The 21,734-nt window shown below is 62.2% G+C and carries 25 protein-coding genes; 13 read left to right on the top strand and 12 right to left on the bottom strand.

Annotated elements, in window-relative coordinates; all coding sequences use genetic code 11:
- The first annotated feature begins 48 nt into the window (after positions 1-48).
- The 7 genes from prfA to H8S23_RS11265 all read left to right on the top strand — a co-directional run bounded on the left by prfA (position 49) and on the right by H8S23_RS11265 (position 7,669).
- Positions 49-1,125: a peptide chain release factor 1 gene (gene prfA, locus H8S23_RS11295; protein ID WP_186888449.1), complete on the top strand. Its 1,077-nt coding sequence runs from the start codon at positions 49-51 to the stop codon at positions 1,123-1,125.
- Between the two features lie 12 nt (positions 1,126-1,137).
- Complete coding sequence (locus tag H8S23_RS11290) at positions 1,138-2,157, top strand: L-threonylcarbamoyladenylate synthase (RefSeq protein ID WP_186888448.1); 1,020 nt, start codon at positions 1,138-1,140, stop codon at positions 2,155-2,157.
- Complete coding sequence (gene coaE / locus H8S23_RS11285) at positions 2,154-2,747, top strand: dephospho-CoA kinase (RefSeq protein WP_186888447.1); 594 nt, start codon at positions 2,154-2,156, stop codon at positions 2,745-2,747. Before H8S23_RS11290 ends, coaE begins: the two co-directional genes overlap by 4 nt.
- Before the next feature lie 3 nt (positions 2,748-2,750).
- Positions 2,751-3,335, top strand: a complete 585-nt coding sequence (locus H8S23_RS11280) for a lytic transglycosylase domain-containing protein (protein WP_186888446.1) — start codon at positions 2,751-2,753, stop codon at positions 3,333-3,335.
- 7 nt (positions 3,336-3,342) lie between these two features.
- Positions 3,343-4,740: an aminopeptidase gene (locus H8S23_RS11275; protein WP_186888445.1), complete on the top strand. Its 1,398-nt coding sequence runs from the start codon at positions 3,343-3,345 to the stop codon at positions 4,738-4,740.
- Between the two features lie 269 nt (positions 4,741-5,009).
- Positions 5,010-5,942, top strand: a complete 933-nt coding sequence (locus tag H8S23_RS11270; RefSeq protein WP_186888444.1) for a ketopantoate reductase family protein — start codon at positions 5,010-5,012, stop codon at positions 5,940-5,942.
- 182 nt (positions 5,943-6,124) lie between these two features.
- Positions 6,125-7,669 carry a UDP-glucose--hexose-1-phosphate uridylyltransferase gene (locus H8S23_RS11265; protein ID WP_186888443.1) on the top strand — a complete coding sequence of 515 codons (1,545 nt, stop codon included), beginning with the start codon at positions 6,125-6,127 and terminating at the stop codon, positions 7,667-7,669.
- A gap of 132 nt (positions 7,670-7,801) precedes the next feature.
- Here the strand turns inward: H8S23_RS11265 and H8S23_RS11260 are convergent, their stop codons facing one another.
- Genes H8S23_RS11260 through prfB form a run of 4 tightly spaced genes read right to left on the bottom strand, consistent with a single transcriptional unit; the run spans position 7,802 to position 10,126 of the window.
- Positions 7,802-8,569: a class I SAM-dependent methyltransferase gene (locus tag H8S23_RS11260; protein WP_186888442.1), complete on the bottom strand. Its 768-nt coding sequence runs from the start codon at positions 8,567-8,569 to the stop codon at positions 7,802-7,804.
- Between the two features lie 27 nt (positions 8,570-8,596).
- A complete protein-coding gene (locus tag H8S23_RS11255) occupies positions 8,597-8,791 on the bottom strand; it encodes a hypothetical protein (RefSeq protein WP_186888441.1) in 195 nt (64 codons plus the stop codon).
- A gap of 11 nt (positions 8,792-8,802) precedes the next feature.
- Positions 8,803-8,958 (bottom strand): hypothetical protein, encoded by a 156-nt coding sequence (locus H8S23_RS11250; protein ID WP_186888440.1) that lies wholly within the window; start codon positions 8,956-8,958, stop codon positions 8,803-8,805.
- Positions 8,959-9,004: 46 nt separating this feature from the next.
- Positions 9,005-10,126 (bottom strand): peptide chain release factor 2, encoded by a 1,122-nt coding sequence (prfB, locus tag H8S23_RS11245; protein WP_186888439.1) that lies wholly within the window; start codon positions 10,124-10,126, stop codon positions 9,005-9,007.
- Positions 10,127-10,461: 335 nt separating this feature from the next.
- On the opposite strand from prfB, the gene H8S23_RS11240 reads away from it, so the two are divergent.
- The 6 genes from H8S23_RS11240 to H8S23_RS11215 all read left to right on the top strand — a co-directional run bounded on the left by H8S23_RS11240 (position 10,462) and on the right by H8S23_RS11215 (position 13,986).
- Complete coding sequence (locus H8S23_RS11240; protein ID WP_186888438.1) at positions 10,462-11,340, top strand: RING finger protein; 879 nt, start codon at positions 10,462-10,464, stop codon at positions 11,338-11,340.
- Between the two features lie 71 nt (positions 11,341-11,411).
- Positions 11,412-12,281, top strand: a complete 870-nt coding sequence (gene galU / locus H8S23_RS11235; RefSeq protein WP_186888437.1) for a UTP--glucose-1-phosphate uridylyltransferase GalU — start codon at positions 11,412-11,414, stop codon at positions 12,279-12,281.
- 171 nt (positions 12,282-12,452) lie between these two features.
- The gene (gene rpsF, locus H8S23_RS11230; RefSeq protein WP_186888436.1) at positions 12,453-12,737 is read left to right on the top strand and encodes a 30S ribosomal protein S6; all 285 of its coding nucleotides are present in this window, start codon (positions 12,453-12,455) and stop codon (positions 12,735-12,737) included.
- Positions 12,738-12,749: 12 nt separating this feature from the next.
- On the top strand, positions 12,750-13,211 hold the full coding sequence (locus tag H8S23_RS11225) for a single-stranded DNA-binding protein (RefSeq protein ID WP_186888435.1): 462 nt from the start codon (positions 12,750-12,752) through the stop codon (positions 13,209-13,211).
- 27 nt (positions 13,212-13,238) lie between these two features.
- On the top strand, positions 13,239-13,493 hold the full coding sequence (rpsR, locus tag H8S23_RS11220) for a 30S ribosomal protein S18 (protein ID WP_186888434.1): 255 nt from the start codon (positions 13,239-13,241) through the stop codon (positions 13,491-13,493).
- 181 nt (positions 13,494-13,674) lie between these two features.
- On the top strand, positions 13,675-13,986 hold the full coding sequence (locus H8S23_RS11215; RefSeq protein WP_186888620.1) for an EAL domain-containing protein: 312 nt from the start codon (positions 13,675-13,677) through the stop codon (positions 13,984-13,986).
- A 310-nt stretch (positions 13,987-14,296) separates the two neighbouring features.
- Here H8S23_RS11215 and H8S23_RS11210 read toward each other — a convergent pair whose 3' ends face one another.
- From H8S23_RS11210 to rplU, 8 genes are all read right to left on the bottom strand, one after another.
- Entirely contained in the window at positions 14,297-16,000 is a 1,704-nt protein-coding gene (locus tag H8S23_RS11210) for a protein kinase domain-containing protein (RefSeq protein WP_186888433.1), read from the bottom strand.
- 92 nt (positions 16,001-16,092) lie between these two features.
- The gene (locus H8S23_RS11205) at positions 16,093-16,833 is read right to left on the bottom strand and encodes a YebC/PmpR family DNA-binding transcriptional regulator (RefSeq protein WP_186888432.1); all 741 of its coding nucleotides are present in this window, start codon (positions 16,831-16,833) and stop codon (positions 16,093-16,095) included.
- 168 nt (positions 16,834-17,001) lie between these two features.
- Positions 17,002-18,369, bottom strand: coding sequence for an NOL1/NOP2/sun family putative RNA methylase (locus H8S23_RS11200; protein WP_186888431.1), 1,368 nt, complete (start codon positions 18,367-18,369; stop codon positions 17,002-17,004).
- A gap of 137 nt (positions 18,370-18,506) precedes the next feature.
- Entirely contained in the window at positions 18,507-18,824 is a 318-nt protein-coding gene (locus H8S23_RS11195; protein ID WP_186888430.1) for a hypothetical protein, read from the bottom strand.
- 99 nt (positions 18,825-18,923) lie between these two features.
- Positions 18,924-19,340 carry a Mini-ribonuclease 3 gene (locus tag H8S23_RS11190; RefSeq protein ID WP_186888429.1) on the bottom strand — a complete coding sequence of 139 codons (417 nt, stop codon included), beginning with the start codon at positions 19,338-19,340 and terminating at the stop codon, positions 18,924-18,926.
- Positions 19,341-19,372: 32 nt separating this feature from the next.
- Positions 19,373-20,638, bottom strand: coding sequence for a GTPase ObgE (gene obgE, locus H8S23_RS11185; RefSeq protein WP_186888428.1), 1,266 nt, complete (start codon positions 20,636-20,638; stop codon positions 19,373-19,375).
- A 156-nt stretch (positions 20,639-20,794) separates the two neighbouring features.
- Positions 20,795-21,046 carry a 50S ribosomal protein L27 gene (gene rpmA, locus H8S23_RS11180; RefSeq protein ID WP_186888427.1) on the bottom strand — a complete coding sequence of 84 codons (252 nt, stop codon included), beginning with the start codon at positions 21,044-21,046 and terminating at the stop codon, positions 20,795-20,797.
- Positions 21,047-21,064: 18 nt separating this feature from the next.
- Positions 21,065-21,376, bottom strand: a complete 312-nt coding sequence (gene rplU, locus H8S23_RS11175) for a 50S ribosomal protein L21 (RefSeq protein ID WP_186888426.1) — start codon at positions 21,374-21,376, stop codon at positions 21,065-21,067.
- Positions 21,377-21,734: the final 358 nt, after the last annotated feature.

Below are 21,734 nucleotides of genomic sequence, written 5' to 3'. Positions count from 1 at the left end.
GCCCTTTTCGTATCGTTTTGAGAACAGAACAAAAAGGAGCGCAAAGATATGCTGGACAAACTGGACGAGGTCAAACGCCATTATGAAGAGATCGGCAACCAGCTCACGGATCCCGGGGTGATCCGGGACAACAACCTTTACCGCAGCCTGATGAAAGAGCACAAAAACCTGACCCCGCTCATAGAAAAATACGACGAGTACCGCCGGGCCAAACAGGCGTTTGATGAGGCCAAAGCCCTGCTGGAAGAGGGCGGTCTGGAGCCGGATTTCAAAGAGATGGTGCAGGCGGAGTACGATGAGAACCGCGCACACTGCGAGCAGGCGGCGCAGGAGCTGAAGGTGCTGATGCTGCCGCGGGATGAAAACGACGACAAAAACATCATCATGGAGATCCGCGGCGGCACCGGCGGCGAGGAAGCGGCCCTGTTTGCCCACAGCCTCTACCGCATGTACACCATGTACGCCGAGGCCCGCCGCTGGAACATCGAGGTCAACAGCGTCAGCGAGACCGAACTTGGCGGCATCAAAGAGATCAGCTTCACCGTAAACGGTGAGGGCGCGTACAGCCGGCTGAAGTTTGAGGGCGGCACCCACCGGGTGCAGCGGGTGCCGGAGACCGAGACCCAGGGCAGGGTGCACACCTCGGCCGCCACCGTAGCGGTGATGCCGGAGGCGGAAGAGGTGGAGCTGGAGCTGGACCCCAAAGACCTGAAAATCGACACTTTCCGCTCCTCGGGCGCGGGCGGCCAGCACATCAACAAGACCTCTTCCGCCATCCGGGTGACTCATCTGCCCACCGGCATGGTGGTGGAGTGCCAGGACGAGCGCAGCCAGTACAAAAACAAGGACAAGGCCCTGCGGGTGCTGCGCAGCCGCCTGCTGCAGCAAAAACAGGAGGCACAGCACGCCGAGATCTCTGCCGAGCGCAGAAGCCAGGTGGGCACGGGCGACCGCAGCGGCCGCATCCGCACCTACAACTACCCCCAGGGGCGGGTGACGGATCACCGCATCGGCCTGACGCTGTACAAGCTGGACGCCGTGCTGGACGGCGATCTGGACGAGGTGATCGACGCGCTTGTGACTGCAGACCAGGCGGAAAAACTCAAGTCCTCCGCAGAGGAATAGGAGACGAATACCATGGATACAAAACTGCTTGCCGCGGGGCCCGAGGCTGTGGCCGAGGCCGCCCGCCTGCTGCGCGCGGGAGAGGCCGTGGGCATCCCCACCGAGACCGTCTACGGTTTGGCCGCAGACGCCACCAACGCCGCGGCGGTGAAAAAGATCTTTGAGGCCAAGGGCCGCCCGCAGGACAACCCGCTCATCGTGCACATCGCCGGCATGGAAGAACTGCCCGCCGTGGTGCGGGAGATCCCGGCGGCTGCCCAAAAGCTGGCGCAGGCCTTTTGGCCCGGGCCGCTGACCATCATCATGAAAAAAAGCGACGCCATCCCCATGGCCACCAGCGCCGGGCTGGACACCGTCGCGGTGCGCATGCCCTCTCACCCGGTGGCCCGGCAGATCATCCGGGCCGCGGGCCTGCCGCTGGCCGCGCCCTCCGCAAACCTGTCCGGCCTGCCCAGCACCACCACGGCCCGGCACACCTTTCAGGACATGAACGGCCGCATCCCGCTGATCGTGGACGGCGGCCCCTGCGAGGTGGGGCTGGAGTCCACCGTGATCACCGTGGCGGGCGAGGTCCCTACCCTGCTGCGCCCCGGCTATATCACCCGCGAGCAGCTGGAAGCCGCGCTGGGGTGCGAGGTGGCGCTTTCCTCCGCCATTCTCAACAAGCTGGCAGAGGGCGAGGTGGCGGCCTCGCCGGGCATGAAGTACAAGCATTATTCTCCCCGCGCGGACGTGATCTTGCTGTCGGGGCCGTTTTCCGCTTATAAAGAATATGTGCAGGCGCATGCCGGCGCCGGCGTTTTTGCGATGTGCTACGAGGAGGAGCAGCCCCTGCTGGGGGTGCCCTGCATCCCCTGCGGCCGGGCAGGCGACCCCGACAGCCAGGCGCACGCGCTGTTCGCCGCCCTGCGGGAGGCGGACGAGCGCGGCGCGCAGGTGGTGTATGCCCACAGCCCGGCCCAGGACGGGGTCTCCATGGCGGTCTATAACCGGCTGGTGCGCGCCGCCGCTTTTCAGGTGATCGAGCTGTGAGGGTGGTCGGCATCACCGGGACCTCCGGCAGCGGCAAAAGCACGGTGAGCGCCTGGCTGGCCGCCCAGGGATATCCGGTCATCGACGGGGACGCCGTCACGCGGGAGCTGGCGACGCCCGGCAGCGCTTATGTGAAAGCGCTGGTAAAAGAGTTTGGCGCCTCGGTCTGCGACGAACAGGGAAACCTGCTGCGCCGAAGCCTCGGCGAGCGGGCTTTTGCGACGCCGGACGGGCAAAAACGGCTGACTGCCGTCACCATGCCGCTGATCCTGCGGGAGATCAAAGGGCGGATCGCCGCCGCCCGGGCGGCGGGGGCCGCGCTGCTGTTCCTGGACGGGGCTCTGATAATCGACACGCCTTTCGAGCCGTTGTGTGATAGTATTGTGGCGGTGCTCAGCGACAGGGAGACCCAGGCCCGGCGCATCGCCCTGCGGGACGGCGTGTCGCAGCAAGCGGCGCTGGACCGTCTGGACCGGCAGGCCGCGCCTGAGACGCTGCGCGCCCGGGCGGACTTTGTGCTGGAAAACACCGGCACAAGGGACGAACTGCTGCAAAAGGCCGGGCGACTTCTTCAACAGCTAAAGGGATGACCAATGAGAAAAACAGGAAAAAATCTGATCGTGCTGGCGGTGCTGCTGGCCGTGGGCCTGTTGGGCCTGCTGACGGCGCCCAAGGCGATCCGCGTTATTGAAGAGCACAGCTTCCCTCTCCGCTACAAAGACACGGTGGAACACTATGCCGCTGAGTTTGAGATGGACCCGCTGATGATCTACGCCATCATCCGCACCGAAAGCGGCTTTGACCAGACGGCGGAATCCGCCGTGGGGGCGCGCGGCCTGATGCAGATCACCGAGGAGACCTTTGCCTGGATCAAGCTGAAGATCGCAAACGACGAGCCGCTGACCTTTGAGGACCTGTGGGACCCGTCGGTCAACATCCGCTTCGGCAGCTACTACCTGTCCCGCTGCCTGGAACGCTACGGCGGGAATCTCGCAACGGCCAGCGCCGCTTATCACAGCGGCTGGGGGACCGTGGACAGCCTGCTGGCCGACCCCACCTATGCGGACGGGGAAAACACGCTGAAAGAGTTCCCCTACCCGCAGATGTCCCGCTATGTGCAGAAGGTCGGGCGCGCATTTGAAAAATATGAGCGGCTTTACCGCCAGAAACAGGAGTGAGCAAAGGATGAAAAAGGAAAAAAGTCAGGCGCAGCAGCTCGCAGACGAACTGCTCTATCAGGCGCCGGACGTGTTTGAGGCGAGGCCGGAGCTGAAAGGACCCGCCTGGGCTTTTTGTGAGGAGTACCGCCGCTTTCTCAACCGGGCAAAAACAGAGCGCGAATTTGTGGCCGGGGCGACGGCCCTGCTGCAGGAGGCGGGCTATACCCTGTACGAACCGGGCCGCAGCTACCAGCCCGGGGACAAGGTCTACTGCGTCAACCGCGGCAAGGCCCTGCTGGCCTCGACCTTTGGGACCCTGCCGGTGAGCGAGGGCGTGCGCATCAATGCCGCCCACATCGATTCTCCGCGCCTGGACCTGAAGCAGAACCCGCTTTACGAAAAAGGTGGCCTCTCTTACTTCAAGACCCACTATTACGGCGGCCTGCGCAAGTATCAGTGGACGGCGATCCCCCTTTCCCTGCACGGGGTCTTTGTGCGCCGCAGCGGCGAGACGGTCCCGGTCTGCATCGGTGAGGAGGAGGGCGACCCCGTCTTTACCATCAGCGATCTACTGCCCCACCTCTCCAAAGAACAGGACCGCCGTCCGTTGGCGGACGGGGTGCGGGGAGAAGAGCTGAATATCCTCATCGGCTCGCTTCCCTACCCGGATGAAGAGGTAAAAAACCGGGTCAAGCTGGCCACCATGCAGCTGCTCCATGAAAAATACGGCGTCACGGAACGGGATTTCACCTGCGCTGAGCTGGAGATCGTGCCGGCATTTCCGGCGCGGGACCTGGGCTTTGACCGCAGCATGATCGCAGCTTACGGCCACGACGACCGGGTCTGCGCTTATACGGCGCTGCGCGCCGAGATCGACGCCAAGGCGCCGCGTCACACCACCGTGACCTGCCTGACTGACAAAGAGGAGACCGGCTCGGACGGCAATACCGGCCTGGCCTCCGCCTATCTGCTGCATTATCTCGAATATCTGGCCGAGGCCCAGGGCGTGGACTCCAAAGCGGTGCTGGCCAACTCGAAATGCCTGTCCGCGGACGTCAATGCGGCCTATGATCCCTCTTTCTCCGATGTGTTTGAGGAAAACAACGTCGCCCGGCTGAACAAGGGCGTGGTGGTGACCAAGTACACCGGCGCGCGGGGCAAAAGCGGCACCTCAGACGCCTCGGCGGAGACGATGGCGCTTTTTGCCGATATCCTGGACAGCCACGGCGTCTTGTGGCAGACCGGCGAGCTGGGCAAGGTGGACCTGGGCGGCGGCGGCACGGTGGCAAAATATGTGGCAAACCACAATATCGACGTGGTGGATATCGGCGTCCCCCTGCTGTCGATGCACGCGCCCTATGAGGTGGCCGCCAAGGCAGATATCTATATGTGCTATCTGGCTTTCAGCGCTTTTGCGGAATAAAACACAGCCCAAAAAAATGACAGCGGCTGCCGCTGTCCGCGCCGAAGCGCCTCAGGGGCGCTTTTGAAGCGCGGGCCTGCGGCGGCCGCGATTTTTTTGAGACGGGTAGTATTTTTGCGGCCGTGTGCTATAATATACAGGGTACAATGTGGTACAGGAGAAAAACCCCTGTACCCTTTTTTCTGCCCGCCGCGGCCGCGCGGCGGCAAACAGAGCGGGGCGCAGGGCGCATTGCAAACGCCGCCCCGCCCATCCAGGAGGGGATCTCATTGAAAATCGTAGTGATCGGCGCCGGGGCGATGGGTACGCTCTTCGGCGGCAAACTGGCCCTTGCGGGCGCGGAAGTGACCATGGTGGACGTGGTGCCGGAAGCGGTGGAGTCCATGCGCCGGGACGGACTGGTGCTGGAATTGCAGGACGGCGTACACCGGGCCCCGGTGGAAGCGTATCTGGCGCAGGACGTGCCCTTTATCGCCGATCTGGTGATCCTGTTCACCAAGTCGCTCTACTCCCGCGCGGCGCTGGAGAGCGCACGGCGCTTTATGGACAGCCGCACGGTCGTGATGAGCCTGCAGAACGGGCTGGGCAACCTGGAGCGGGTCAGTGAATTCGTGCCCAGAAAGCGCATCATTCTGGGCACCACGGATTTTCCCAGCGATCTCATCTCGATCGGGCACATCCGCTCACTGGGAGACGGCCACACCTCCATCATGACCGCCGAGGGGGGCGAAACGCCCTTTTTGCAGCAGGTCTGCAGCCTTTTTGACGGCGCGGGGCTGGGCTGCACCATCACGCCCGATATCATGAAGACCATCTGGAGCAAGGTGGCGGTGAACGCCACCGCCAACAGCATCACGGCGGTCTGCCGGCTGCGCTGTGGCGTGCTTGTGGACACCCCCGAGGCCGGAGAACTGGCCTGCCATATCGTGGATGAGATCGTCGCCGTGGCCGGTGCGGAGGGCACCGCGCTGGACGGCGAACAGCTGAAAAGCGGTATTTTCTCCCTGATGGCGGAGATGCGCACCCACCTGACCAGCACCGAGCAGGATGTTCTGGCAAAGCGGCCCACCGAGATCGGCTCCATCAACGGCGGCGTGGTGCAGAAAGCGCGGGCGCTGGGGATCCCGGTCCCCTACAATGAGACGATGTACCTGCTCATCCGCACCATTGAACAGAACTACGACGGCCAGGTGCTGTCCTGACCATCAAAGAGACGAAACAAATTTTGTGCAATCTGTGCAAAGGCCTCCCGGCATCTGTCGGGAGGCCTTTTTATTTCCCGTTTCTTTCATGCGGCTGCAACAATTTTGCATGTCTCCCATTCCCGCAAAGCACTATAATAAAAGGCGGAAAAGCTTTAGCGCTACAGGGGGAGGAATCATAAATGAATCAACGCGCCGCCTGCGACATCGAGCGCCTGATCCGCTTTGGCCTGCAGCAGGGCCTGGTGGGCAAGCTGGACGCCGTGGTTGCCCGCAACACGCTGCTGGACCTGTTCGGTCTGGCTGAGCCGTATGTGGGGGAACTGCCCGACGAGGCGCTGGACACGCCGTCCGCGATCTTGGAGCCGCTGCTGGACCTTGCCGGTGAGCAGGGCCTGTACGACCGGGAGGTAAACGCGCTGCGGGTAAATTTTGAAGCGCGGATTATGGGCGCGCTGATGCCGCGTGAGAGCGAGGTCTGCGCCCGTTTTGAAGAGCTGCGCCGCACGCAGGGGGCCAAAGCGGCCACGGATTATTTTTATCATCTGTGCATCGTCAGCAATTATATCCGCACCGCTCAGATCGCCCGGAACATCCAGTGGGAGCATCCCTGCAAATACGGCACGCTGGAGGTGACCATCAACCTCACCAAGCCGGAAAAAGACCCCAAGACCATCGCTCTGGAGCGGCTGCAGCCCGCGTCCAGCTATCCCAAGTGCATGCTCTGCCTTGAAAATATCGGCTATGCCGGGCGCGTGAATTTTCCCGCCCGGCAGGTACACCGGGTCGTGCCGGTCATACTGATGGGCGAACAGTGGTACCTGCAGTACTCCCCCTATGTCTATTATAACGAGCACTGCATCGTCTTTGGAGAAAAGCACGAGGCCATGGCCATCACCCACGAGACTTTCCGCCGCATTTTTGACTTTGTGGGCCAATTTCCCCACTACACCTGCGGCAGCAACGCCGACCTGCCCATCGTGGGCGGCAGCATCCTGTCCCACAACCACTTCCAGGGCGGCAACTACGCCTTTCCCATGCAGCGCGCCCGGCTGCAGCAGGCCTATCGCTGCGCGGACTTTCCCGACATCCGCATCGGCCGCATCTGCTGGCCCGTCTCCACCGTGCGCTGCACGGGCGACGCCCCCGCCCAGCTGATGGCCTTTGCCGACCGGCTGCTGGACGCCTGGCGGGACTACAGCGATGAAAGCGTTGAGATCCGCGCCTACACCACGGAAAACGGCCAGCAGGTGCCGCACAACACGGTCACCCCCATTCTGCATCACACCGCAGAAGAGGACTATGTGCTGGACCTTGTGCCCCGCAACAATGCCGTCAGCCCAGAGCATCCCGAGGGGATCTTCCATCCCCACCGGGAGATCCACCACATCAAAAAGGAAAACATCGGCCTGATCGAGGTCATGGGGCTGGCCATTCTGCCCAGCCGCCTCAAGCCCCAGGGCGAGGCCATCCGCCAGGTGCTCACCGGCGCGCGCGCGGCGGAAGAGGTCAAAAAAGAAGCGCCGGAACATGCGGAATGGATCGATCTTCTCACCGCAAAGTATGGTACCAGCCTGGAGGACGCAGCCGCAGAACAGGCGGTGCGCGCTGAGATCGGCGCAAAGTTTGAGACCTGTCTGGAACATGCCGGCGTCTTCAAGCAGGACGAGGCCGGCTTTGCGGCTTTCGACCGCTTCATGGCCTCCATTGGCTGTGAAAAGGCCTGAATCATTTTGGGGAGCCGTCCGGGGCCCGTTCCCCTCCTGCCCGCGGCACGGAAAAGAGAGAGGGCGCGAAGCGTTTACCGTTTCGCGCCCTCTCTCTTTGTAAAAATCTCTCCCGGCCGCAGGCCTGTTCCGCTATTTCCGCGCCAGATACAGGTCGACGGTGTCGTAAATATTGACAAAGCCGCCTGCGGCTCCCAGCGCTGTTTTCATATCCTGTTCAAACGCCGCCCGCGTCCGGGGAGGCAGCGCCCGGTGGTCGGAATAGGTGTTCAGCAGGTCGATATACTCCGCCGCCGTGAGCCGTCTCACCCGGTGAAAAAGAGACGCGCGCACGTCGCAGAAGCCATAAGCGCGCAGCTCTTCTGCCCTTTTGGCGCAGTCCGCCTCACAGAACTCCCGCTGTTCTTCTGCGTCCGGGCGGTATTTGCGGTAGACGCGGCGGTTCGCCCGGTTGGTCTCATCCTCTTCGCGGTTGGGGAACGGATGGTTCCAGAACAGAGCCAGCGTTCCCCCCTCGCGCAGAAGCTCCCGCAGCCTGGGGTAAGCGCGTTTTCCCGGCAGCCAGTGAAAGGCGGTGGCGCAGTAGGCCAGATCAAAAGAGGCGGCGGGCAGTTCGCAGTCAAGAAAATCTCCCTGCAGCACCTGAAAGCCCGGGCGGTCCCTAAATTTCTGTTTCACGCGGTGGCTGAGCCGCGCGCCCAGCTCCACTGCCGTCACGCTGCAGCCCTTTTCCAGAAAAGGCGGGGTCGCCTGCCCCGTGCCGACGCCGATCTCCAGCGCCCGCTCACCGGCCCCCGCGCCGGAATAAGCAAAAATCGCGGCATACAGCTCCGCGGGATAGCCGGGCCGCGCCCGGTCGTAATTGTCCGCATCCTCGTCAAAGATCAGCCGTGGGTCCATCCTGCACCCTCCTTTTTGCCCCCGCACTCAAAGCGCGGCTGCCAGCTCCAGCGCCGGACAAAGACAGTCAAACTGCAGGCCGTGTTCCGGCTCTTCACCCAGGAGCCGCTGCTGCGGGCGCCCCGGCCGACGCCATGGCAAGGACGATTTTTTGCCCTCTCTTTGCAGCAGATAAACCGGGGAGGCCCCATTCGTGTCCACGACGCGCGTGATCTCTTCCATCGGCAGCCTTTTCAGCGTTTTTCCAGCGCGGCCCGGGAAAAGGTCAGCACGCAAACGCTGTACCAGTCCCCGCCCGCGCCACAGGCGTCCGCCGGGGTGATGATCTCGCGGGAGCCGCCGCCAAAGCTGCCTGCCATCATCGTTTCATCTTTATAAAAACACCGCATCCCGGCCTTCAGGCGCGGATGCGGTGTCGTTGTGCCGGTCAGCGGGTCATCTGCCCTCCAGCTCGCCCCGGCTGGCAGCTTTCAGGTAGGCGTTGATGAAACCGTCCAGCTCGCCGTCCATCACGGCATTGACGTTGCCGTTTTCAAAGCCGGTGCGATGATCTTTGACCAGCGTATAGGGCATAAAGACATAACTGCGGATCTGGCTGCCCCAGGCGATCTGGAGCTGCTCGCCCTTGATGTCCTCGATATGGGCCAGATGCTCCCGCTCTTTGACCTGGAACAGCTTGCTTTTGAGCATCTTCATCGCCATATCCCTGTTCTGGAACTGGCTGCGCTCGTTCTGACAGGCGACCACGATGCCGGTGGGGATGTGGATCAGACGGACGGCCGAGGAGGTCTTGTTGATGTGCTGGCCGCCTGCGCCCGAGGAGCGGTAAACCTCCATCTTGATATCCTCAGGCCGGATATCGATCTCGATGGTGTCGTCGATCTCCGGCATCACTTCCAGCGAGGCAAAGCTGGTATGCCGCCGCCCGGACGAGTCAAACGGCGAGATGCGCACCAGCCGGTGCACGCCGTTTTCGCTTTTCAAAAAGCCATAGGCGTTGGTCCCCTTGACCATGACGGAGGCGCTTTTGATCCCGGCCTCGTCCCCGTCCAGATAGTCCAGCACCTCCACCTCAAAGCCGTGCCGGGCCGCAAAACGGGTGTACATGCGGTAGAGCATGCCCACCCAGTCCTGCGCCTCGGTGCCGCCCGCGCCGGCATGAAAAGTGAGGATGGCGTTGTGGTCGTCGTACTCGCCCGAAAGCAGCGCGATCAGGCGCAGCTCTTCCAGTTTCTCGCGCACCTTTTCCACATGCTCTTCCGCCTCGGGCAGCAGCTCCTCGTCGCCCATCTCCTGCGCCAGCTCGGCAAAGGTCTCGGCGTCTGAATAAAGCTGCTGCAGCTCGGCGTATTTGTCCAGCTTTTCCTTGATGCCGCTCATCTCCGCAAATACTTTGCGGCTGTTTTCGGCGTCGTCAAAAAAGCCCGGCTCAGAGCTTTTCTGGGTCAGTTCTTCATAGCGCTGGCTGTTGGCGGGGATGGCCAGCGCGTCGCCCATATCCGTTACCTCCGGCCCCAAGACCGAGAGATCGTGTTTTACTTCGTCCAAAATGATCATGCTGTTCACTCCGATGCCGGCCCGGGGCCGTGCGTATTTTTGCCGCGGCCCTGGCCCCGGCTTGCGTTTTATCCTGGCTATATCTAACTATACTATTATAAAGGCCCTGCGGGCGGTTGTAAAGAGGCGCGCGGCCTGCGCGGGGCAAAAGCTGCGGCTTCTCTGCCCGGCTCTCCCCCTGCCCTCTGCGTGCGGCGCGCCGGCCGGGTCCTTTTGTCCGGCGGGTTTGTACACGTTCTCTCTGTCCGCCGCGTCGCCTTTGCATTTTCTTCCATTTTGCGGTACAATACCTTTTACAAGCATCGGAACTATCTTCACCGTTGGGGAGGCTATCTATGCACACTTATGAGGGCTGCAGCTGTCCGGTCTGCAAGAAACCATTCTTGCCGTCCGACGATATCGTCGTCTGTCCGGAGTGCGGCGCGCCCTACCACCGCGCCTGTTACCAGCTCAAGGGAGCCTGCGTCTTTGAGGAGATGCACGGCCCGGGGTTTGAGTGGAAACGCCCGGCCAGCGCGCCCAAACCGGGCAAATGCCCAAACTGCGGCGCGTCTTACACCGGCGATCTGATCTTCTGCGAGCAGTGCGGCGTGCCGCTGCACACGGAGGAGCCGCGCCCCTCCCCCGGCGTTCAGGGGGCTGTCCCGCTCTCTTCCCCCGAAGAGATGAGCGGCGAGATCGACGGCATCCCCGTCGCCGACTGGGCCGCGTTCATCGGTCCCAGCGCGCCTTATTATCTTTATCAGTTCAAGCGGATGGACGCCACCGGGCACAAGGTGGGCTTTGTGTTCAGCGCGGCCTTTATCGCGCCCATCTACTTTCTCTACCGCAAAATGTGGGGCCTTGGCATCCTGGCCGCGGCCCTTAATCTGCTGCTCAACCTGCCCGCGGCCCTGATCATGCTGGCGGAGTTCGGCATCCTGTTCACACTGCCCGTCAGCTATGCGACCCTGGGCGTGATCGCCTCGGTCTGCTCCGCCCTGCTGGGCGCCCTGCAGATCGTGGGCTGGGGCATGTTCGCCTCCTGGTTTTACCGGCGGCACTGCGCCCGCCGCATCCGCCGCATCCGTCAGGAGACCGGGGACGCGGGCGAGACCGTTTACCGCGAGCGCCTGCACAGGCGCGGCGGCCCCAGCAAAGCCGTGCTCATCGGCCTGGTGGTTTTTTACGCGCTGACCACCATTCTCACCTTTGTCGCCGCGGGCGCCCTGTGACGCCCTTTTCCCGCCCCGCCTTTTCTGCCTGTGCGGGAGCGCAATATTTCGATCATTAAAAGGAGCTGCTCATGAAAGTAAGGAAAGCCGTTATCCCTGCCGCGGGCCTTGGCACCCGTGTGCTGCCCGCCACCAAGGCGATGCCCAAGGAGATGCTTCCCATTGTGGACAAGCCCGCCATCCAGTATATTGTGGAAGAAGCGGTGGCCGCCGGCATCGAGGACATCCTCATCATCACCGGCCGCAACAAGGAGATCATTGAGGACCATTTCGACCGCAACCCGGAGCTGGAGGCCAATCTGGCCCACGGGGGCAAAGACAAGATGCTGGCCGACTGCATCGATATCGCCAATCTGGCCAATATCAGTTATATCCGCCAGCGGGAGACCAAGGGCCTGGGCCACGCCATCAGCAAGGCGCGCAGCTTTACCGGCGGCGAGCCCTTTGTGGTGCTTTACGGCGACGACGTCATCATGGGAGAGGACCCCGTGGCGGCGCAGCTCATCCGCGCTTACGAGACCTACGGCAAAGCCTGCGTCGGCATCAAAGAGGTCTCCCCCGAGGCGATCGTCAAATACTCTTCCATGAAAGTGGACCCTCTGCAGGACAACCTCTACAACATCACCGACATGATCGAAAAACCGGCGCCCGGCAGAGAGTTCAGCCTGTTCTCCATCCTGGGCCGCTGCCTGCTGACCCCGGAGATCTACGAGATCCTCGACCATACCGCCCCCGGCGCCGGCGGCGAGATACAGCTGACCGACGCCATGGCCGTACTGGCCCGCACCTCCGGCATGGTGGGGGTGGATTTTACCGGCAAGCGCTATGACATGGGCTCCAAACTGGGGGTCATGCAGGCCCAGGTGGAGACCGCGCTGTCCCACCCGGACATCGGGGCAGAGTTTCACGCCTACCTGAAAGAGCTTTCCCGCACACTGTAACACGCGGCGCCGTGTCCGCCGCCCTCTTTCTCTTCGTCCGCTTTTGTTTTTTCTCTTGACTTTGTTTGCCCATCCGGGGTATAATAAAGTGCTGTGCAAAGGCGTCCTTTTGCCCGCACAGCGATCCTTGCCCCCGCAAGGGGGCCATATGTCCAAAAGGAGGTGTACAGAATGAAGAAGTACGAAACTGTGATGGTGTTCTCCACCGCGATCGCTGAGGAGGAGACGCAGGCTCTGGTCGAAAAGTTCAAGAACCTCATCGCGAAAAACGGTACTGTCGAATCTGTTGACGATTGGGGCAAGCGCCGTCTGGCCTACCCCATCAACGATGAGAACGACGGCTACTATGTGCTGGTCAACTTCAGCTGCGAGCCCGATTTCCCGGCTGAGCTCGACCGCGTGTACAAGATCACCGACGGCGTTCTGCGGTCCCTGATCGTTGCCAAGGACGAGTAAGGAGGAAGTTTTATGCTGAACGTTGTGGCACTGCTCGGCCGCCTGACGGCGGACCCCGAGCTCCGCAAGACCCCCAACGGCGTTTCCGTCACCACTTTCACAGTTGCGGTCAACCGCAGCTATGTGAAGCAGGGCGGAGAGCGTCAGACCGACTTTATCGACGTGGTCGCCTGGCGCAGCACCGCTGAGTTTATCACCAAATATTTCAGGAAGGGCCAGATGATCGCCGTGCAGGGCAGCATCCAGACCCGTTCCTATGAGGACAAGCAGGGCAATAAGCGCAAGGCTGTCGAGATTTCGGCTGATAACGTCTATTTTGCGGACTCCAAGGGTTCTTCTCAGGGCGGACAGCACAACAACTCCTACGGTGCGCCCGATTACTCCTCTGCCCCGGCTCCGGCCGCCCCCTCTTTCTCGCAGGGCTCGGCCGACGATTTTGCCGTGGTGGATGACAACGAGGATCTGCCGTTTTGATCCCACTTTTATAAGGAGGTAAGAACTTTGGAAAGAACCGAAAGGCCTGAGAGAAGCGGCCGTCCCCAGAGAAGGGGCCGCAAAAAGGTTTGCAGCTTCTGTGTCGACCGCGTCGATCACATCGATTACAAAGATGTCGTCAAGCTGCGCAAATATATTTCTGAGCGCTCCAAGATCATCCCCCGCCGTGTGACCGGCACCTGTGCCGAGCATCAGCGTGAGTTGACCGTTGCCATCAAGCGGGCCCGCCATCTGGCCCTGCTCCCCTTTGTGAGCGACTAAAAAAGTTTTCAAAAACCGCCGCGCTGTGTGCGCGGCGGTTTTTTTTGCCGTTTTCCCGAAATAAAAACGCGCGCCGCACAATCGCGATACCGCCGCACGGTGCGCGCGGGCGGCCCCGGGCGGCACAAAAAATATTTTCCGACAGCGCCAGGTCTTTTTCACAGGCGGGTAAAATCCGGGAATACCGGCACGCACGCCGCCCCGCGTTGGTAGAACCTGTCTGTCGAGAGAAATCGCCTGCCTGCAGCCCAAGTACAGCGCCTGCGGAGAGCGCCTGGTCGGGGCCGAGGCCCTGATGCGCTGGCGCGGGCCCGACGGCGGCATGATCCCGCCCGCCGATTTTATCCCGCTGTTTGAGCGCAACGGCTTTGTGCTGCGGCTGGATGCGTTCGTTTTCGAATCCGTCTGCAGGCTGCTGCGCGGCTGGCTGGACGGAGGGCTGGCCCCGCCGCCCGTATCGGTCAATCTGTCCCCTCTGCACCAGGATGCTTGATTCCCTATGAGATAAACCGTCTGCGCCATTCATTGTCGGACCGCCCTTTGCTTTTTGTGCGGTTGGCAAACTCTTTTCTATTTTGCAAAGGAATTCTTTCCTGCCCGCATCAGCGCCCTGAGGCTTCTTTTGAATGCCTTGCCCGGCGTGTGGTTTTCCTTATACAGAAAGAAGCGTTTTTCCGGCTGAGCCAACCGAAAAAACGCTTCTTTTCTTTGTTTTTTGCTGCTGCGGTATTTTTGCTGCGGGCCTGGAGGCCCCACATAGGCCTGCCCTTTCCCCGCAGCCTCTGCCGCCCTTGAGTCAGCCGTCAGCCCTGCGGGGGCTCCGGCGTGGCGTCGGGGATCTTTTCCGGCGTCGGCTCCGGCGTGGGCGCCGGGGTCGGGGTCGGCAGCGGCCCCGCCATATAGACGGTGATGGTATCGGTCTCCGGGTTCATCGTGGACCCCACCTCGCGGTCGCCTTTCACCGACTCGCCGGGCACCATGGAGCCGTCGTTTGCGACCTCGGCAAACTTGATATTCTCCGCCTTGATCCCCGCGCCGGTGAGCACGTTGACCACGTCTCCCCGGGTGTAATTGCGGTATTCGGGGATGGTCACCGCCTGCCTGCCCTTGCTGACCACCAGATCGATCCTGTGGTCGGCGGGCAGGTCGTCGCCGGAGATCGGCGTCTGGCTGATGACTTTGCCTTTTTCCACATTGTCGGAATATTTTTCCGTCACATTGAAGATATATTTTTGCTGGTACTCCGCGTTGTCCTGCAGGTCGCTGTAAAGCTGTCCCACAAAGTTCGGCACTGTCTGGGCCGGCGCCTGCGAGGGCTGCGGCGTGGCCGAAGCGGAAGATGAGGCCGCCGAAGAGGAGCCCGAGAGGCTGGAGGAAGAATTCGCCTGCGGGACCATGCCGCGGATCAGCATCCAGATGAGCAGTACCACCACCAGGCCCAGCGCGATACAGCCGCCGACGATCAGGCCCTTGTTATCGGTCCAGCTGCCCCCGCGCCCGGAACGCGGCGCGGACGCGGGCTTCATCACCCGCGTGGCCCCCAAACCGGCGGATCTGGCGTCCCCGTCCAGCTCCTGCCGGAGTTCCGCGACCGACTGTGTGCGCTGGTTCACATCGCCCCACATGGCGTGATCTATGGCGCGGGAGACCTGGGACGACACCTCGGCCCCGATCTGCTTAAGGGTGGGGCAGCCGTCCACCCGTCCGGCAGTGGCCACCGGCGCGGTGCCCGCCAGCATCTTATACAACACTGCGGCCAGAGAGTAAACGTCCGTGTAGGGCCCCTGGAACTCGGTGGTGGAGTACTGCTCCGGGGCGGAATAGCCCTCATAGAGGCAGGGCTTCAGCTCTGAGTTGAGGGTACGCAGGGCCAGGGTGGCATAGCCGGTTAAAAACGAGCGCCCGTCCGGCGTGATGCGGATATTGTCCGGGCAGACGCCGCGGTGTATGACCCCCGCGCTGTGCAGCGCCGACAGGCCCGCAAAGACCGGGGTCAGCAGGGTGTAACAGCGCTCAAAAGACAGCAGCTCCGTCTGCCGGTTGAGCCAGTCTGTGAGGGAGATGCTCTTTTGATATTCTGAGACCGCATAAACGGTGTTGTTCGCCTTAAAAAGTGCCTGCACCCGCGTAAGGCCCTGGCTGCCGGCCATCTGCATCAGTTTTTTGTACAGATCGACAAAATCGACCAGCGTGGTCTTATAGGGCACCTCGCTGCCCGATTTTACCACCACCGCCCCGTTTTCATCCCGTTTGGAACAGAGCGTGACCGGCAGATATTCCTTGATGACCACCGGCAGGCCGGATTCCCGGTCAATGGCTTCATAGGTGACGCCCTCTCCGTCGACCTCCAGCACCCGGCCGATCACATAGCGTTCCGCCAGAAACAGGCCTGCGGGCAGGGTGCCGCCGGGGTTGTCGTTGGGGCGCTCGGTCCCGCAGGCGGGGCAGACGGTCTCCCCCGCCGGGAAGGTGCCGTGGCAGCCGGCGCAGTATTTTTCGTAGCTCATAACTCTTCAGCCCTTTCTTTGCACGGGGTTTCTCTTTTCCTCGTCACACCCGCCTGGGAAAGCGGTCCGCCCGGCCGGTTTTATCTGCCGGTTCAGCGGTCCAGGTCCTCTTCGTTCTCCAGATTGTGCCAGAAATTCTGCACATCCTCGTCCTCTTCCAAAAAGTCCAGCAGCTGTCCCATCCGCTTCAGATCGTCCTCTGCGGACAGGGCGACGGTGGTGGATGGCAGATATTGGACATCTGCCGAGATAAAATTATATCCCTTGGCCTCCAGCGCCTCGCGGACGTCGTGCAGATTGGCCGGGTCAGTGGTGATCTGCATGAACTCCTCGCTCACCTCAAAGTCCTCCGCGCCCACGTCAAAACAATCCTCCATGACCGCGTCCTCGTCCCTGCCCTCGGCCTCGATCACCAGCACGCCTTTTTTGGTGAACAGAAAAGAGACGCAGCCCGTGGTGCCCAGACTGGCGCCGTATTTGTCAAACGCATGGCGCACATTAGAGGCCGTGCGGTTGCGGTTATCGGTCAGGGTCTCCACCATCACCGCAACGCCCGAGGGGCCGTAGCCCTCATACAGGATGCTCTCATAGTTGGTCTTATCGTCGTCGCTGGCTTTTTTGACGGCGCGGGCGATATTGTCGTTGGGCACGTTGTTGGCCTTGGCCTTGGCGATCACGTCGCGCAGCTTGCCGTTATTGGCCGGGTCCGGGCCGCCGCCCTCTTTGACCGCCACCGCAATCTCACGGGCCATCTTGGTAAAGATGGCTGCCTTGGCGCCGTCTGTTTTTTCTTTTTTGCGCTTGATGTTGTTCCATTTCGAATGACCTGACATAATCTTCCTCCGTATGAACTCCGGCCGCAGTCGCGGCGGACAGATTTAAACCGCCGCCCCGGGCGGCGCACAAGACAAAAAGACTGCCGAACACCGGCCGCGGGACGCGGTTTTCGCGCCACCCGGCCGATAGCATCTTAACTTTATTAGTCTATCACAAACTGCAGATTATTTCAAATTTCGCAGGCCCTTGGGGTAGTGGTTTTTCAAGCTTCCGCCGCCGGCTTTGCCGAATCCCAACGGGAACCCGTCCACCGTGACCGCCGCATAGCCCGCCGCCTGACCGGGGGCTGCGATCTGCTCTCCCCTCAGCCAGGCGGCGACGCGGGCGTCCAGGACGGGGAGTTCCAGCCGGTTGGCGCATTTTCCCCCAAACGCCATATAAAGGCTGTGGTGCGGCTCAAACCTGGCGTCCCTGCCGCGGCCCGGCACCAGCTCGCCCGCCAGCACCCCTGCCCGCAGCACCCGCAGGTTTTTGGGCAGAAATACCGGCTCCCAGGGCAGCAAAAGCGCCCTTGCGCCGTGCCGCGCGGCGGGCGCCCCGCACAGTTCCGGGAAGCTGGACTCCAAAAAGCGCTGCGCCTCCCGGGGCAGTTTTTCCGGCGCGAGCCTGCCCCTGCCCGGCACAAGCGCAGCCCCCTCCCCCACTTTGCGCAGGCGGGCCATAAACTGCCCTTCGCCGCCGTGTACGGGATAGATGCGCCGCACCTTTTCCACCTCGATCAGCCCCTCGCCGCAGCAGGACGCATGCCCCGGGCAGCCGAACTGCGCGCTCGTATCCTCCAGCACAAAATCCAGATGTTCGCGCAGAAACGCACCCACCGTGCCCTCGTTTTCCTCCGGGGAAAAGGTGCAGGTGGAATAGACCAGCACGCCGCCGGGCCGCAGGGCCGCCGCGGCCGAGGCCAGCAGCTCCCGCTGCAGGGCGGCGCAGCTGTCGATCAGGCGCTGGCTGTGCTGGCGCAGCGCCTCCGGCTCCTTGCGGAACATCCCCTCCCCGCTGCAGGGCGCATCCACCAGGATGCGGTCAAAGTAGCCGGGGAAAGCCTCTGCCAGCCGCTCGGCGCTCTCGTTTGTGACCACCGCGTTGGCGATGCCCATGCGCTCGATGTTGGACAGCAGCACCGCAGCGCGTTTGGAGACGAACTCGTTGGCCACCAGCAGGCCTTTGCCCTGCAGCGCCGCCCCCAATTGGGCCGTTTTACCCCCGGGCGCGGCGCACAGGTCCAGCACCCGTTCGCCGGGCCGGACCCCCAGCAGCGCCGCCGGTGCGCTGGCGGACGGTTCCTGCACATAGTATACGCCTGCGTGATGGTAGGGATGCAGCCCCGCCCCGCCCTCTTCCAAAAGGTAAAAGCCGGCGGGACAAAAAGGGCTTTTTTCCACCCGGAAAGGCGCGTGCGCCCCAAACGCCTCTGTCGGCAGGCGCAGGGTGTTGACGGTGACCCCGCGGAACGGCGCCCCCGCGGGGGGAAAAAACGCGCGGTAGCCGCCCGGCAGCAGCCGGTCGCAGCGCTCGATGAAAAGTGCGTCCATAAGGGCCGCCGCCCCCTTTCTACAAATTCTTTCCTGCCGGAATAAAGCCGCAGTCCGGGCAGATAATAAAATCAAAGAGAACGGCGCGCACCTTTACAGCGTACGGCCAGCCGGGCTCTTTGCGCCCGGCCCGACGGTCAGGCGACTATCATCCTACGGAAAGGAGGCCCTTTGATCATGGAAAACAAAAGCCAGAACAAGGCCACGAGCTGCAATTCAAAGGCGCAGAACGCCTCGAACCGTTCCAGCAATAGTTCGAGCAGCCGTTCCAGCAACAACAGCACCAGCTCGCGCAACAGCTCCAGCAACCGCTCGAACAACAGCTCCAACAACAGTTCCAGCAACCGTTCGAACAACAGCTCCAGCAACAGTTCAAGCAATCGCTCCAGCAACAGCACCAGCTCGCGCAACAGCTCCAACAACCGCGCGCAGAATGCTTCGCAGAACAGCCGCAACGCGAAAAACTGCCGCTAAGCCGGCGCGTCGGACTGTTTTTTCAAACAGCCGTTTTGAAACCGGAACACCGGGTTCAAAGCGGCTGTTTGCCTTTTTGTTCAGCCCACGGCCCATTGGGGGGAAAAGTGCTCCCACACCGCGTTGAACAGCTCCTCGATGCGGTCGTTTCTGCCCTCCAGATAGAGATATCCCAGCAGGCATTCAAAGCCGGTAGAGGCGCGATATTCCTCCGGCGAAGCGTTTTTGGCCACAGTGGCCTTGCTGGCGTTGTGGCCGCGGCGCACCAGATCTTTTTCCGCCTCGGTGAGCATGGGTTCCAGGTATTGCAGCGCCTCAAACTGGCCCCTGGCGCTGACAAAGCGCACCGCGCCGCTGTGCAGGCGGTTGGGCTTCAGCCGGGTGCGCTCGACCTCGCGCGCGCGCACCAGCAGTTCGTAGACCCCGTCCCCCACAAAAGCGAGGGCCAGCGGGCTGCGCTCACGAAGATCGATCTCATTTTCTGATGTGAACAGCAATTGCCGTCCTCCTTTCCCCCATGACGGGCCGGTCAGAACAGATAGTCGAATTCATACTCGCCGATGCGCACGGTATCGCCCTCTTTGACCCCAAGCTCGGTCAGCTTATCCAGCACGCCGAAATCCGCCAGCTGGGTCTGGAAATACTGCAGGCTCTCGTAGTCCTCCACGTCGCTGCCCTCCAGAATGCGCTCCAGCCAGGGCGCGTCCACATAAAAGCTGCCGTCCTCCTCTTTGCGGGCGGTAAAATCCCGCGCGCCGCGGGCCGCGGGCTTGACATAGTCCGGGGTGAACACCGCCACGGGGGGCAGCTCCCGCAGGCGGCTGAACACCAGCCCCGGCAGCGTCTCCAGCCCCTTGCCGGTGGCTGCGCTCACCGGCAGGAACACCAGCCCTTTCTGTTCCACAAAGGCCCGGAAAGCGTCCACCTGCTCCGGTTCCGCAATATCGCATTTGTTGCCCAGCACGATCTGCGGGCGCTGCGCCAGCGCAGGGGAAAAGCGCGCCAGTTCTGCGTTGATCTTTTCAAAATCCTCTTCCGGGTCACGCCCCTCGCAGCCCGAGACGTCCACCACGTGCAGCAGCAGGCGGCAGCGCTCCACATGGCGCAAAAAGTCGTGTCCCAGGCCCACGCCCTCCGCCGCGCCCTCGATCAGACCGGGGATGTCCGCGGCCACAAAGCTGGCCTCGTCCCCCACCCGCACGACGCCCAGCACGGGCGAGAGGGTGGTAAAATGATAATTTGCGATCTTCGGCTTTGCGGCGCTGATGCGCGAGATGAGGGTGCTTTTTCCCACATTGGGGAAGCCGATCAGCCCCACGTCCGCGATCAGCTTCAGTTCCAGCTGCAGGGTAAATTCTTCGCCCGGCAGCCCCGGTTTGGCAAAGCGCGGGATCTGGCGGGTCGGGGTGGCAAAATGGCGGTTACCCAGCCCCCCGCGTCCGCCCCTGGCCACTATCACAGGCTCTTCCCCGGAGATGTCGGCGATCAGGCCGCCGGTCTCAGCGTCCTTTACCAGCGTGCCGCGGGGTACCCGGATCACCAAATCCTCTCCCGATTTTCCGTAGCTGTTGCTGGACTTGCCGTTCTCCCCGCTTTGGGCGGCATACTTCCGCTGGTAGCGAAAATCCATCAGGGTGGACAGGTTGGGGTCCGCGACAAAGATCACGTCCCCACCGCGCCCGCCGTCGCCGCCGTCCGGCCCGCCGGCTGCCACATACTTTTCCCGACGGAACGAGACCGCCCCGTCTCCGCCTCTGCCGGCCTTTACCGTGATCCTTGCCACATCCACAAACACTGGCCTTCACCTCCGCTTTGATCGCCGCGCCCGTATGGCGCGGCCTGCAAAAATAGCTTGCCCTGAGGGCTGCGCCGCATACGCAGACCGCCCCGCAAACAGAAAAAGGGGGTAAAACGCTGCCGCGTTTTGCCCCCTCTGCATTTTAGATGCTGATCACTGCTTGACGCTGACCTTTTTGCGGTCCCGACCGAGACGCTCAAAACGAACCACGCCGTCGGCGAGGGCAAACAGGGTGTCGTCGCTGCCCTGCCCGACATTCTCACCCGGATGGATATGAGTGCCGCGCTGGCGGACGAGGATATTGCCGGCGAGAACGAACTGGCCGTCGGCGCGCTTGACGCCCAGACGCTTGGACTCGGAATCGCGGCCGTTTTTAGTAGAACCTACGCCTTTTTTATGTGCCATGCTGTTTACACCTCCCGCTTAACCGACGATCTCGGTGATAGTGACTTTGGTGAAGGGCTGGCGATGACCGATCTTGCGCATGCTGCCCTTTTTGGGACGATAACGCAGGACATGGATCTTTTTGCCCTTGCCCTGTTTTTCGACGGTGCCCTTGACGCTGGCGCCCTCGACGACCGGAGCGCCAAACTTGACTGCGCCCTCCTCTCCCACGGCGAGGACCTGGTCAAAGACGACCTCTGCGCCGGCCTCCGCCGGAAGCTTTTCCACGTAGACGACATCGCCCTTCTGGACGCGGTACTGTTTACCGCCGGTAACGATAACTGCGTACATTTTGGATAACCTCTTTTTTTAAGTCTCGCTGCCCCGGGCGGGTGACGACACCACTTGAAAAGCCCTGCACATGCGGCTTTAATACTATACCATATCCTTGCCGGGGATGTCAAGCAAAAATGGCCCGCGGCGTGCCTGTGCAGACGATCTCCCCCGCCCTGCGTCTCCTTTTGCCCCCGGCGCGGCGAGCGCCCCGGAAGCAGCGGTCGGCCGTGCCCAAGGGCACGCCTCTGCCCGTGGCGGCGGCTGCACATCGGGCGCGGCGCGTTCCGTTCTCGCCGCTCTTGCGAGCGGCGACTGCGGGCAATGTGCGTTTATGGCCCGGCGAAGGGTGTTTCAATCCTCGCCGTCCTTACGG

This window comes from Anaerofilum hominis (assembly GCF_014287275.1).
GTDB classification, from domain to species: Bacteria; Bacillota; Clostridia; order Oscillospirales; family Ruminococcaceae; genus Pygmaiobacter; species Pygmaiobacter hominis.
The sequence above is the reverse complement of the archived record's forward strand: the minus strand, read 5'-3'. Positions and strand labels throughout refer to the sequence as shown.